This window comes from Ruegeria sp. P10, assembly GCF_056534925.1.
In genome coordinates this window covers 149,656-163,284 of record NZ_JBQERJ010000005.1, presented here as the reverse complement: position 1 = coordinate 163,284, position 13,629 = coordinate 149,656, and the positions used below count along the sequence as shown (strand labels likewise).

The window sequence follows — 13,629 nt, the reverse complement described above, 5'->3', positions numbered from 1 at the left end:
TCGTCAGGCCGCCGGTTGCGTCTGAACGATCGCCGCCGTCACCGCATCAGTCAATTCGATGGGTTCGTCATCTTCCAAACCCATCAGTTCGGCCAGTTGCGCGCGGGCCCGGTTCACCCGGCTTTTGATCGTTCCAAGGGCGACGCCACACATCTCGGCAGCTTCCTCATAGGAAAACCCTTGTGCACCGACCAGCACCAACGCTTCGCGCTGTTCATCCGTCAGTTGGTCAAATGCAACAGCAAAATCCTTCAACGCCAGCCGTCCGTCATGGTCGGGCTTTTGCGACAGGCTCTCGGCCATGGCGCCATCCACATCCTCGACTTCGCGCTTGCGCTTGCGGTGCAACGAAAAATAGGTGTTCCGGACGATGGTGAACAACCACGCCCGCATGTTGGTGCCTTCCTGGAACGAGTCGATATTGCTCCATGCCTTGATCAATGCGTCCTGCACGATGTCATCGGCCGTGGCCCCGTTTCGGCACAGGCTGATCGCAAAGGCACGCATCGCACCAATATGTTCGACAAGCTCTTCTCGCGGATCAACCATCCGAGCCTCCCGTGTCACCGCTTTTGGGAACACTGGTCTGATTGCGAAGTTTTTCAAGAAGATCGACGAATCGATCCGGAACCGGTTCGTTGGCTACCTCATCGAAAGCCCGCTTGAGGTTCTCGTCGATCCTTTGCTCTATTTCTTGCCGATGGCTTCGGCTTGGCTGTGGTTTTGTCATGGCATCATCAAAAATTTTTACTTTTGCTGGAACCATAACGCCCCAGTATGCGTTTGGTTCCCGAGTTTAGAGAAAAAAATGAGGAAAACATAGATGACCGAGCTGACCGGAGTTTCCGTCGCAGATAAAATTGGCCCGCTCTTGCCGTTTCTGCGCCGTTATGCCCGTGCCCTCACCGGCTCACAGGACAGTGGCGACGCCTACGCCGCTGCATCGCTTGAAGCGATCCTTGCAGATCCCGCCCAGTTCGATGCCGATCTCGCGCCGCGGGTCGCGCTGTTTCGTGTTTTTCACGGTATCTGGTCAACGTCGGGAATGCCCGTTGACGCCGATGGCGGCAGTTCTGACATTCAATCGCGCGCTCACGCCCAGTTGGCACGCCTGACGCCCAATACGCGCGAGGCCTTGTTGCTGCGCACGGTCGAAGAGTTCTCGGTCAGCGATATCGCCGCAATCATGCAGATAGAACCCGCCGAGGCTCAGAAGCTGATCGATATCGCCTACGAGGAAATGGCCCGCCACACTTCTGGGCGCATTTTGATCATCGAAGATGAAGCAATCATCGCGATGGATCTTGAAACGATGGTGACCGACCTGGGCCACCGGGTCACAGGGGTCGCACGCACCGAGACGGCCGCCATTGACTTGGCCGAGCGCGAGCCGTTCGACCTGATCCTGTCGGACATTCAACTGGCGGACAAGTCCAGCGGAATCGATGCCGTGAACCGCATCATTGCCCAGCACGGCGATTGCCCCGTCATTTTCATCACCGCCTTCCCCGAGCGCCTACTGACGGGCAAAGGGCCCGAACCGGCCTTTTTGATTTCCAAACCCTACACCGAAGAACAGGTCAAATCGGCCGTCAGCCAGGCCATGTTCTTTGCCTCTAGCGCCGTGATCGAGGTCTGACGCGGCAGGACCGCGCTGCAAGAAAAAAACTCAGGCGATGAAACACGAGGAACATCATGGAAAACGAGATTGCACAGACCGCAGAGACCGTGACGAACACCGTTTGGGCCAAACTGTCACAAGTTCTGAATACCGAGCTGTATGACGGGAAATCGCTGAGCGACCTGCTGACGCTCGAGGCCCTTCTTGGCCTCGTCGCGAACGCGATCGCGGCGCTGATTCTATTGGTTCTTGGGATTGTGATTTCAAGATATGTCGGCCGGAAGATCCGGGGCGTCGGTGAAAACTCGGAACGTCTGGACGACACGCTTTTCAACTTTCTTGGCAATCTGGCGCGCTATACGATCCTGGCGTTTACAGGGCTGTTCATTCTGAATACGTTTGGGGTGCAGACGACGTCGATCATCGCGCTGATCGGTGCCGCGGGTTTGGCCATTGGTCTTGCCCTGCAAGGCACATTGTCCAACGTTGCAGCCGGCGTGATGATCATCCTGTTCCGACCGCTCAAGATCGGCGATTTCGTTGACGTGAATGGCGTGCTCGGAACCGTAAAAGATATCACCCTGAACTACACCGAAATTGCGGATATGGGGAACGTCAAGGTTATCGTTCCCAACGCCGAGGTGTGGGGAAACACCATCAAGAACTATTCCGTCTACGAGACCCGTCGTGCCGAGTGGACGTTCGGCGTTGGATACGGCGTCAACTTGGCGGAGGCCGAGCGCGTCATTCGCGAGACGATCATGTCGGACGCCCGTTCGCTGGCTGATCCCGAACCGTTCATCCAGGTGAACAATCTTGGCAGCAGCAGCGTCGATTTTCTTGTCCGCGTGTGGTGCAAGTCTTCGGACTACTTCCAATACCAGGCGGACATGAAGCGCAAAGTCAAAGAGGCGCTGGACGAAGCCGATATCAATATTCCGTTCCCAACCCGCACGCTGCTGATCGAAGACGTCGAGAGACGGCAAGAGAAGGCGATCGCGGCAGAATAACCTTGACTGTTGAACCTGGGGTCTGAAGCCAGAGCTCATCGGACAGATGTAGCGTTTTGAGCAATTGAGATGCGGTCATCGGCTGGGACGCTGCAATGATTGCAGCGACTGAAACAACAAAATGGGATGGCCATGAACTTACTATGTGAGACTGGATGTATCTGGTGAAAAAACTGCTACTTGCGTGATCGACGAGACCAGGGTCGTTGAGAAGGAACTCTCGTCGCAAAGCCTGTCAATGAGCATTCAATACTGACCGGGTTTTGGAGTGCGCCCCTTTTTGCTCCGAAACTGAAACAGGCCGCTACAGTCATATCCGATTTCCTGGAAAGTTGAGAGGCAGAGCCTGCAGTAGAGCCGCAATGTGGCTTGCTGCAGGCAATCAAACGGACCGTTTTGCAACTTTTTTGCGCAACGACCGCCAAGTGCCGGATACTCCGCTAAATCGCTGCTTTGGCTGTCCTTGGCAGCATGCGCAGCGAATGGCAGCGAGAATCACAGGTTCTTGGGCCGTGCAGCGAGCGTCGATTTGGGTCTGGCCCAGTTGTGTTTCAACGCCAACACGTCACGACAGCCGATAGAAAGACCGTGAGACATCGGTCTTGTCGGGTTTCAACGCGCTGCCAGTCTTTTAGTCTGCCGAACGTTTTCGCGCGGCACGGATCGCCGCATATCGGATTTCACACGCGACTTGCGCTTTTTGCGGCCCGGGATACAGGCGCATATCCCGTTGCCTATCAACGCGCCTGTAAATCAGAGACAGGCAAATCCTTTGACTGAATTGTCCAGCGCAATTTTGGGGATTGCCGCCAATTGGTCACTGCACCCAATGGAAGGTGAGGTCGTCGCCTAGTCGGAGCCCAAAATCGCTTCAATCTTTGACAGGGTTGCGGAGTTCACTGCGACACCCGCTTTGCTTGACGAAAGCCGGCTCTTGCGGCGGCCATCACCGGGCAGATGCGCGCCGTCCTGAGCTCTGATCGACTCAACCAGAGTTGCCATGGCATTTGAAAACAAACCTGCAGAGGACGCCACGGGATCAATCGCAATGAAGAACTGCCCTGTCTTCGGGGGGCCACCGGCCGTTCCGGAAAAAGGCGATGCGTTCAACCCAAGTGTCGATCCGGTAAGGGCAGCGGCCATGACTTCGGTCAGCAAAGCAACACCCACGCCCTTGTAGCCGCCCGAGGGGGCCATGCTGCCTTTCAAACCAACGTCAGGGTCGGTTGTCGGGTTGCCGTCAGCGTCCAGCGCCCATCCGACAGGAATGGCCTTGCCTTCTCTTGCATGCTTCATCACTTCGCTTTTGGCGATGGTGCTGGCGCTTTGATCTATCAGCAGCGCGGGTTGACCATCCGTACCCGGTGCAGCGATCGAGAACGGATTGGTCCCAACAACAGGTTTCGATCCGCCCGAGGGTGCGATGGATGCTGGCGCATTGGTGAACCCCAATCCGACCAGCCCTGCCTGGGCCAGCCGATACGTGTGATAGCCCAGCACACCGCAATTGTAGCTGTTTGTGATCGCCAATGCGGCGATGCCCTGTTCCCGTGCCGCAGGGATCAGCGCCTCGAAACCCAGATCGATGGCCGAATGTGCAAACCCGGTTTTGGCATCGACGCGGATGAGGCCCGGACGCGGGGTTTCAAGGGCCGGTTTTGCGTGACCGTCCACCTTGCCGCATTGAACATGCTCGCAATAGATCGGGATATACGCCAGCCCATGGCTGGCCACGCCGTCCGCTTCGGTCGCGGCTGTGGCAACAGCCAGAGGGCGCGCGTTTTCTTCGCTTGTGCCGGCGGCAACCAGCGCATTGAATGACAGCTCTTCGATTTCGGCAAGCGAGAGGGTTCTGGTTTCGGTCATCGGGTGGTCCTTCAATCGTTGTCTGACAAGCCTGCACCAGCGCCAAGCAGCCGGGATTCTTCAGTTGCGGGGGCATAGGTGCGATGCGCCACAGTGTTGAGGAATTGCCACGCCCCCGGATCCGGGTCAGCGCGGCTGTGCAAGGAACGGGTGGGTCTGTTGCGGCCGGTTTCGGTTATCCCTACGCGGTTTGCCTTGTCCATTCCGAAATCTTCACAGCTGAGATGGACACCATCAGTGGTCGCGGAAACCCCGTCCAAAGTGATTTCCACAGTCGATTTCCGCTTTTTCGCCATGGTGGCGACAAAGGGCAGCAACAGAAGAGGTGCGGCAACATTGGAAATCAGAACTTTGCCTTGCGACAGGGCGTCCGGGCAATCTGATAGCGCCGATCCGGTCATAAGGGGGCACAGATCCCGGGCGCCGGCCCACATGCCGTCCCGGGCCTCTGGGATGTGATGTTCCAGGTGCGGCGCAAATTCTAGCTCAAGCAACTGGGACAGGATCGCAGGCCCGTCAAACCCCTGGACGCAAAGCCATCGGGTTGCTTTCGCGGCCTCCTCCGCCACACCCCAGGCATATCCAGCCCCACGGGTTGCGCGTTTGGCGGTGGCTTCCACTTCGTTCAACGAGAAGGTCATTGCACAACCTCCGGATAAACCCAAAGATCGGCGTTCGCGGTGTTCAGCTCTTCCGGGTAGGGCGCGCCCGCATACATGCAGATACGCACCCACCGATCCGAACGCGGGTCGAAATGCGTCGCCCCAAAGAAGGACAGTTTGGCGCGCAGCATATCAATGGGCATCACCTGCGCGCTGATCGTGTTGTCTCGAATTTCACCGTAGGGAGCGATACGGCTGATTTGCGCGCGGCGCACGCTGTGGCGGTGTTCCGGATGGCGCAACAGAAACTCTGCTATCGGAGCGTCATCAGGCCAGTTCTGCAACGCTTCGAAAGCCAAGGTTGCATCCCGCGCCGGTGCAAGAGGTTGTTCATAATCCGAGATCGGCTCCTCGAACCGCTCGCCCAGCCGGGGTTCCAGCTTTTCTTCGGATACGTACCAGGCCCGCGCGCAGTTTTCGGCGGCGGCCCAATCAAGGTTCAAAGCCCAGTCAAAACTGTTCCGGATCAAAGCGCGCACCGCTGATACCGGCATGGTCCCATCAATCACCTGTGCAGAGGCGTCGGTGTCTGCCATGCAGCTCGCAAGCCCGTCAACAAGCGCGCCGTAAGGTTCAAGGATCAAAGAGGCCAGCAGCTCCTGACCTTCTTCGGTCAGCGCGGCTTCGGACCAAAGGATCAGTCGGTTCCAGGGGTGATCCTGTGTCAGATCATCCTTGGCCAGGTATTTCTCGATTTCTTGCAGATCCGAATTCAGCGCCGCCAGCTTTTCCACCTGCACCGGGTGTTCAGATCGCCACCAGGCGATTGACTGTTTGCAGCGTGCAAAGACATCGCAAAAGACACGTGCTTCATCTTCCGAAGCCGCATCAATGGACCGAACGCGCGAGATCGCCTCCTCGCGCACCATGATCCAGTTGTTGAACAGCACCGGGTGATTGACGATGAACGGCGCCATACCCAGGCCGGTCGAATTCCCGATACCCAGCCAGCGCGCGATGTCTGGATCAAGCTCTGCGGTCTGGTCTTGGCCTTTGACCTGCGCCATGTGCTGCACCAGATCGCGCACAAAGGCGCGGGTCAGATAGACCGACAGCATCTCGATCTGGAACGGACCGCTGACTTCGGCCCGGCCGGCTGTCTTTTCGCGGTCCGCCGCGCCGAATTTGCCCGAACCATAAACGGCCGTGGTTCGCATCAGATAGCCGACCTTGTAGATCTGTTCGAGGTCGGGTTGCCGCCCCGCAGCAAGCTGATCCACCACATGAGCCCAAAGCCGCACGGAACGGTTCGCCCGCGACAGGGACAGTTCGGCTTCGCTGACGCGTCCGGCTTCTTGCAACGGAACATTCTGCGACAGACGGTCGATATCCTCTGACGTTGGAATGCCGTCAAACAAGGTAAAGGTGGCATCCCAGGCCTCGGCAATCACCCGGTCCGATCGTTGATCGGGTGGCAGGTCATGGGCAAAGGCGACCAGCGAATAGGCCCGATCAGGGCCTTGCGCAGTGTAGACCGCATGGCCCACACCCTTGTTGTCAATTTCGAACGCGGGGCGCGAAAAGCTCCAGTTTTCCTCGGCCATGCGACGCGTCAGCTGCCGCATAAAGCTGAGCCGACATTGGTGCGACGATCCCAAACGTGACAGCCGCATGACCGTGGATGGGTCACGTCTGGCGATCTCTGTCTGCGCGTGTGGTTCCATTTGGTTACCTTTGTGGGACGAAGTTCTCGGCAAAGAACCGATACCAGTTCCCGCCCATGATCCCGGCCACTTCGTCATCGTTCAGGCCGGTCGCGCGTAACCCTTCTTCGATGTTGCCAAAGTCTCGGTTGTCCTGAAACCAACCCGGCATCGGTGGGAATCCCGGGGCCGAGGCCGAGCCTTCGCCATAGTCGATCTCTTTTGTCCAACGCCCCACACGCATCCATTCCACGACGCTGTCGGGCTGATCCTGACACAAGTCAGTGCCAATCCCCAGATGTTCGGCCCCGTGTTTGTCAGCAGTGCGGGCGATCATTTCGCAGAAGCTCTCCAGCGTGCAATCGGACTTGTCTTTCAGGTGGTGAGGGTAGACCGAAAAGCCCAGCATCCCACCTTTTTCCGTTACCGCACGGATGACGTCATCCCGCTTGTTGCGCAGGGCCGGGGACCATTCGTGCGGATTGGCGTGTGTAATCGCGATGGGCCGGTCCGAGATTTCAGCCGCCTCGATCGTGGAACGGTCTGCCGAATGGCTCATGTCGACCACAAGGCCCACGCGGTTCATCTCTTTGATGACCTGCTTGCCCATGCGGGTGATGCCGGTGTCTTCGGCCTCGTAGCAACCTGTCGCCAGCAGGGATTGGTTGTTGTAGGTCAGTTGCATGAACCGCGCGCCCAGATCGTGCAGGATTTCGACCAGCCCGATATCGTCTTCAATGGGCGACGGGTTCTGAAACCCGAAAAACACGGCGGTTCGGTCCGTATTACGGGCCGTGTCGATATCGCTGGCCCACCGGCCTTTCATGATCAGATCCGGGTATTGCTCGAACCAGCGGTTCCATTTCTCGAAATTCAGTACCGTTTCGCGGAAATTCTCATGATACGCGATGGTGACGTGGATCGCATCCACGCCCCCTTCGCGCAACTGGCGAAAGATCTTTTCCGACCAGTTGGCATATTGCAGGCCATCGATCCGCATCAGACGGGGCCTGCGCTGATATAGGCGGTTTTGACGGTCGTGTAGAATTCAGCCGCCGCCTTTCCCTGTTCGCGGGGTCCGTACGAGCTGTCGCCGCGGCCACCGAAAGGCACGTGGTAATCGGTGCCCGCGGTGGGCAGGTTCACCGTCACCACGCCGGTGCGCGCGTTGCGGCGGAAATGGGTGGCGCGGGCCAGCGATTTGGTCACGATGCCCGAGGTCAGGCCGAAATTGGTGTCGTTCACAACGCTTAGCGCCTCGTCATAGCTGCCGACCTTGATGACGCTGGTCAGGGGCGCAAACATTTCTTCGCGGTTGATGCGCATGTCGTTGGTGGTGTTCAGGAACACGCCCGGCGACATGTAGAACCCGTCATGGGGCATCTCCAGGCGCTGACCGCCACAGGCCAGCTCGGCCCCTTCGGATTTGCCCAGTTCGACATAGGCGAGGTTTTCATTCAACTGCTGCTGGCTGACGACGGGGCCCATCTGCACGCCCGCTTCCAGCGCGTGACCCACTTTCATTGCCTGCGCACCGGCAACCAGTTTCTCGACAAAGGCATCATGGATGCCCGCGTGAACCACCAGACGCGACGAAGCGGTGCACTTCTGACCGGTGCCGCCGAATGCCCCGCCCAGCGCCAGAGTTACCGCCAGATCCAGATCGGCGTCGTCCATCACGGCCAGCGCGTTTTTGGACCCCATTTCCATCTGCACCTTGGTCAGGTTCTGGATCGCGGCGGCGGCGATGCCTTTGCCCACGGGCACAGACCCGGTGAAGGAAATCGCATTGACCTTGGAGCTTTCCACCAGCCGCTGACCGATGGAACGGCCCGAGCCCATCACCAGGCTGAACAGACCTTTCGGGATGTCCTGCCGTTCGATGATTTCGGTCAGGGCCACGGCCGAGGCAGGGGTGATGTTGGCGGGCTTCCACACAACCGCGTTGCCATAGCACAGCGCCGGGGCAATCTTCCACGAGGCGGTTGCAGTGGGGAAGTTCCACGGGCTGATGATGGCAACCACGCCAACAGCTTCGCGGCGCACGTCCACCTCGATATCGGGGCGCACGGAATCGGCGTTCTCACCGATCTGTCGCAGGCATTCGGCCGCATAGTAAGTGAAGAACTGACCGGCGCGGTAAACCTCGCCCTTGCCCTCGGCCAGCGGCTTGCCTTCTTCACGGCTCAGCAAAGTACCCAGCTCTTCGGCGCGGGCCATCAACTCGTTGCCGATGGCGTTCAGGACGGCCTGTTTGCGCTCGAGCCCGTAGGCGGCCCATTCGGCCTGCGCGACGCGCGCCTGATCCAGGGTCGCCTCAAGCTGGTCGGCGCTGGCTTGTGTGAACATGCCGACCAGATCGCTCAGATCCGATGGGTTGCGGTTTTCGATTTCGCTTTCGCCAGCCAGCCATTCGCCGGCAATTAGATTCAGTTTGGTCACGTCAGGCCCCAAATTCGCAAATTTCAGTTTGCGAAAGAATGGAACTTGCTGACGACATCAGTCAAACTCAAATAACTTTAGAAAACTTCAGAAAGATTGAAGCATGGCCGTGAAAATAGAGATGCTGCGGTGCTTTTGCACCGTGGCCCAAACCGGAAATCTTGCCGAGGCAGCCAGCCGTTTGGGCCGCACGCAATCCGCGGTCTCAATGATGTTGAAACAATTCGAAGAGCATCTTGGCAAGAAACTGTTTGAAGGCGAACGGAAAAACCACCTTACTCCGCTCGGTCAGCAAGTTCTCGACCTTGCGCTCAAACAGGTGCGGGATTTCGATCAGGCTGTTCAGAATATTGAACTGGCGGCACAGGCCGAGCACGGGTTGATCCGGATCGTATCCGTGCCGTCCGTGGGGGCGCTGGTCTTTCCTGCCCTGCTGGGCCATATGACGTCTCGTTTTCCCGGCCTGAAGATCGAGCTGCGAGACGGAGATTCGCAGCAGGTTCTGGATGCGGTCGCCGGGGATACGTCTGATATCGGCATAGCATCCGGCCATTTTCCGCTGAACGGGGTCAGTGCAGAGCCGCTGTTTCAGGACCGTTTCGGCTTGGTTGCAGCATCCGATCATCCGCTGATGACTCGGGCCGAGCCGCCAGCCATTTGCGATCTGGTGGCTCAGCCTTTCGTGCGAAACGCCCTGTGTGACTTTATCGAGTCCGCGCCTTTCCGAGAAATTCTGGACAGGGCCGAGGTTACCATCCACAACACGCATTCCCTGATCACGACTGTCAGGGCAGGCCAGTGGATCACGGTCCTGCCGCAGACCGTCGCGCAGTTCATCCCGGACGCAGTCGCCTTTCGTCCGATTTCGGATTTGCCGGACAGGCGCGAGGTGTATCTTTATGTGCGGGAAAGGTCGCGATTCCGAGAAATCTCGGAGGCCTGTCGTTCATTTGTCCTGTCGAGTGGGTTTGGAAATTCAAGCCTGTGAATGCATCAAAAGGGGATTAACCCTGCTCAAAATCACAAATTAATTTGGTTTTTGCAGACTCACGCCCGCTGCCATGCTAGGTTCTCGCTTGAAGTGGGGGACTTCAGAGGGGCGACATGTCTCAAGATCTGAGGGGCTGGTTGAGCGCAAATGGATTAAACGAGTACGCGCAGGCCTTCATTGATAATAAGATCGACTTTTCCATTCTGCCTGATTTGACGGCCGAGGATCTGATCGAAATCGGTGTGACCGCTGTCGGCGATCGTCGGCGGCTTTTGCGTGCCATCGAGCAACTTGATTCCGCGCAGATCGCCGCAGAGCCTGAACCCGCAGCGCCGCACGAACCTGCGCGGCGGCAGGTCACGGTGATGTTTGCGGACCTGACCGGGTTCACGAAAATGTCCAGCAAGCTGGATGCCGAGGACCTGCACGCGCTGCTCAACCAGTTCTTCAGCAAAGTGGACAATGTGGTCGAAAAATACGGCGGCCGCATCGACAAGCATATCGGTGATGCGGTCATGGCCGTTTTCGGAGCGCCGATCTCACATACCAATGACACGGAAAGGGCAGCACGGGCGGCAGCTGAAATTCATGCGGTTCTTCCGACGTTATCACCGCCGCTGTCCTGTCATATCGGTATCTCTTCGGGTCAGGTCATCGCCAGTACGACAGGCAGCCAGTCGCATACGGAATATACGGTGACAGGGGATGGGGTGAATCTGGCGTCTCGGCTGACAGATATCTCAGGGGGCGGCGAGACTCTGGTCTCACATGACATTCAACGCGCGCTGGGCCCGTTGTTCGTGGGCGACTCCATCGGGGTCAAGGCGATCAAGGGGTTGAACGAGCCGGTTGAGGTCTGGCGTCTGGACCGGCTGGCCAGGAACATTCGGACGAGACGGCACAAATTCATCGGGCGCGAGCGTGAGATGTCGATTTTCTCGGCCACATTCGACCGATGCCAACGCCATGGAAAAGGTGAAGTGCACATCGTTCTGGGCGAACCCGGAATTGGAAAAACCCATCTGTCCGAGCAAGTGGCGGAATTGGCGACCAGCCTGTCCTACACGATCCACAACGGCGTTGTGATGGATTTCGGCGCGCGCGAAGGTCATTCAGCCATTCAGACCGTTGCACGCAGCATTCTGGGGCTTGAGGCGTCGGACGGGGCGGAAACCGGGGCGGCCGTTGCAAAAGAGGCCATTACCAAGGGCTGGGTCAGCCCTTCCAACGCTGCGCACCTCAATGCTTTGCTTGAACTCGAGCAGGATCCGGGCCTGGCCGAGGTCTATGCGGTGATGGACAACAAGACCCGTCTGCGGGGGCGGCGTCAGGTGCTGGAGGAGCTGCTTTCCGCCAGCAGTCGGGAATCGCCCCTGCTTATTCAGATTGAAGACATCCACTGGGCGACGCCCGACATCCTGGCGGCGTGTTCTCATATCGCCGCGGTGACGCGGAACACGCCCTGTGTGTTGATGATGACCAGCCGGGCCGAGGGCGATCCGATCGACAGGAACTGGCAGATGGCCACGGATGGCGCGCTGGTGTCAAAACTGGAACTGGCACCGATGGGAGAAGAGCACGTCAGGCAACTGGTCGAAGAGTTCCGGGCCATCGATCGCGACTTGCTGGAAACCTGCGTCCAGCGCGCCGGTGGAAATCCGTTGTTTCTGGAGCAGCTGTTGCGAAACACGGATGTGCTCAAACAGGAAACTGTGCCGGGCAGTATTCAGGGTATCGTTCAGTCGCGATTGGACGCACTGGATCGCGCCAGCCGAACCGCCATTCAGGCTGCATCGGTTCTGGGTCAACGGTTCTCGCCCGAAGTTCTGAATTTCATTCTGGGTGAAGGGCATCTGGATACCAGCAACCTTATCCGCTCGGCGTTGATCCGAGAGGCAGGGCCCGATTTCATGTTTACCCACGCGCTGATCCGGGACGGGTCCTATGCAACACTGGTCAAATCCGAACGCGCCCGCCTGCACCGGCAGGCGGCTCAGTGGTTCGAAGACAAGGATGCAACCTTGCGCGCCCAGCATCTGGACCGGGCCGGGGCCAATAACGCGGCGCAAGCCTATCTGGAAGCAGCCGACAAATTGATACAAGCCTTCCGATTCGACGATGCCAGCCCGCTGATCGAGCGTGCTTTGGAATTGCCGTCCCCGGCGGGTGTCCGATTTGACCTGCTGTGCGCGCGGGGCGAAACCCATCGGTTGCAGGGGTTGTCAAACGAAGCTTTGGACGAGTTCAAAGACGCCGCCGGTTTGGCTGAAACAGACGAACAAATCGCCCGGGCCCATATCGGGCTTGCGCAGGCGGCGCGGCAAGCAAGCCTGTATCAGGACGCACTGGAAGCGCTCGACACGGCCGAGGCAGCGGCACAGCGCTGCGGGTCCGAGGAAGATGAGGCCCAGATAAGCTATGTGCGCGGCAACGTCTATTTCCCGCTGGGCCGGAACAAAGAAGCGCTGAAGGCCAACGAGCGGGCGCTCTCGCTTGCCCGCAAGCTGGAATCCCCGCGCCTTGAGGTTGGGGCGCTGAGTGGGTTTGGCGACGCCAATTTCATGAAAGCCTCGATGAAGACGGCGGCGGGGTTCTATACCCAAGCCGCTGAACGGGCACGCGAAAAAGGGCTGGTTCGGGACCTTGCAGCCAATCTGCACAATCTCAGCGTGGCGCGCAGCTATACTGGGGATGTCGGGCAGGGCCGAGCAGATGCCAATGAGGCGATTGAAATCTCGCAGACGTATTTCGCTTTCGTTCCGGAATGTGTTGCGCAAACATGCCTTGGCGTGGCCGAGACCTTTCTGGGCAGTCTCGACCGTGCGCTGGAAGCCTTTGGCGTTTCGGCCGAAATCGCAGAGCGCGTGGGCGCAAAACGCCTTGAAGCGCAGGCGTTGGAACATTTGGCCAGAACGCAGGTTTATGCCGGCCAGGTCGGGCGCGCACGTGAAACCGGTCTGCGAGCAGTCGAAATCGCGCTTGAACATGGCCGGAACTTTGTTGGACCCAAGGCCCTGTCAGCCCTGGCGATGGCCGAACCGGACCCGGATGAGCAAACGCGCCTTTTGAAACTGGGTTCCGAGATCATCGCCGAGGGATGTGTTGGCCACAGCCATCTGCACTTTTTCCCCGATGCCAGCGCCGTCATGCTGGCGCGTGGTGATTGGGATGCCGCAATGGAGTATGCGGATGACCTTGCCGCGTTCACCAGGAACGAGCCGTTGCCGATGGTTGACCTGTCCATTCGTCAAACACGGCTGTTGGCCGAGAGCGGAAGGCAGAATATTCCACCGTCAGAGCATAGCGGTTTTGCCGGTATGACCGAGCATTTTGCCGCGATGGGCATTACCCAATCCTTGTTGGGCCGCGCGGATTTTCTGACCAGTTAGGCGGC

Annotated in this window: 11 protein-coding genes and 1 pseudogene; 4 read left to right on the top strand and 8 right to left on the bottom strand. The window is 58.6% G+C overall.

The window, feature by feature from the left end; genetic code table 11:
- Nucleotides 1-3: 3 nt before the first annotated feature.
- Both ACR0FB_RS10410 and ACR0FB_RS10405 read right to left on the bottom strand, forming a co-directional pair.
- Nucleotides 4-549 carry an RNA polymerase sigma factor gene (locus ACR0FB_RS10410; protein WP_171635524.1) on the bottom strand — a complete coding sequence of 182 codons (546 nt, stop codon included), beginning with the start codon at nt 547-549 and terminating at the stop codon, nt 4-6.
- The gene (locus ACR0FB_RS10405) at nt 542-766 is read right to left on the bottom strand and encodes a NepR family anti-sigma factor (RefSeq protein ID WP_245218085.1); all 225 of its coding nucleotides are present in this window, start codon (nt 764-766) and stop codon (nt 542-544) included. Before ACR0FB_RS10405 ends, ACR0FB_RS10410 begins: the two co-directional genes overlap by 8 nt.
- Nucleotides 767-823: 57 nt before the next feature.
- On the opposite strand from ACR0FB_RS10405, the gene ACR0FB_RS10400 reads away from it, so the two are divergent.
- Nucleotides 824-1,639 (top strand): response regulator, encoded by an 816-nt coding sequence (locus tag ACR0FB_RS10400; RefSeq protein WP_171635526.1) that lies wholly within the window; start codon nt 824-826, stop codon nt 1,637-1,639.
- A gap of 56 nt (nt 1,640-1,695) precedes the next feature.
- Nucleotides 1,696-2,631 (top strand): mechanosensitive ion channel family protein, encoded by a 936-nt coding sequence (locus tag ACR0FB_RS10395; RefSeq protein WP_171635528.1) that lies wholly within the window; start codon nt 1,696-1,698, stop codon nt 2,629-2,631.
- A gap of 551 nt (nt 2,632-3,182) precedes the next feature.
- On the opposite strand, the pseudogene ACR0FB_RS10390 reads toward ACR0FB_RS10395, so the two are convergent.
- The 6 genes and pseudogenes from ACR0FB_RS10390 to ACR0FB_RS10365 all read right to left on the bottom strand — a co-directional run.
- Nucleotides 3,183-3,384 (bottom strand): annotated as a pseudogene (locus tag ACR0FB_RS10390) (IS5/IS1182 family transposase); the annotation flags it as partial.
- 96 nt (nt 3,385-3,480) lie between these two features.
- The gene (locus ACR0FB_RS10385) at nt 3,481-4,497 is read right to left on the bottom strand and encodes an Ldh family oxidoreductase (protein WP_480620562.1); all 1,017 of its coding nucleotides are present in this window, start codon (nt 4,495-4,497) and stop codon (nt 3,481-3,483) included.
- Nucleotides 4,498-4,508: 11 nt separating this feature from the next.
- Nucleotides 4,509-5,138: a DUF3726 domain-containing protein gene (locus ACR0FB_RS10380; RefSeq protein WP_210093179.1), complete on the bottom strand. Its 630-nt coding sequence runs from the start codon at nt 5,136-5,138 to the stop codon at nt 4,509-4,511.
- Complete coding sequence (locus ACR0FB_RS10375; RefSeq protein WP_480620560.1) at nt 5,135-6,823, bottom strand: hypothetical protein; 1,689 nt, start codon at nt 6,821-6,823, stop codon at nt 5,135-5,137. Before ACR0FB_RS10375 ends, ACR0FB_RS10380 begins: the two co-directional genes overlap by 4 nt.
- A gap of 4 nt (nt 6,824-6,827) precedes the next feature.
- A complete protein-coding gene (locus ACR0FB_RS10370) occupies nt 6,828-7,802 on the bottom strand; it encodes a membrane dipeptidase (protein WP_480491774.1) in 975 nt (324 codons plus the stop codon).
- Nucleotides 7,802-9,244 (bottom strand): aldehyde dehydrogenase family protein, encoded by a 1,443-nt coding sequence (locus ACR0FB_RS10365; protein ID WP_480491776.1) that lies wholly within the window; start codon nt 9,242-9,244, stop codon nt 7,802-7,804. Before ACR0FB_RS10365 ends, ACR0FB_RS10370 begins: the two co-directional genes overlap by 1 nt.
- Nucleotides 9,245-9,347: 103 nt before the next feature.
- Between ACR0FB_RS10365 and ACR0FB_RS10360 the strand changes: the two genes are divergently transcribed.
- On the top strand, nt 9,348-10,232 hold the full coding sequence (locus ACR0FB_RS10360) for a LysR family transcriptional regulator (protein WP_171635540.1): 885 nt from the start codon (nt 9,348-9,350) through the stop codon (nt 10,230-10,232).
- 116 nt (nt 10,233-10,348) lie between these two features.
- Entirely contained in the window at nt 10,349-13,624 is a 3,276-nt protein-coding gene (locus ACR0FB_RS10355; RefSeq protein WP_480620558.1) for an adenylate/guanylate cyclase domain-containing protein, read from the top strand.
- The last annotated feature ends 5 nt before the right edge of the window (nt 13,625-13,629 follow it).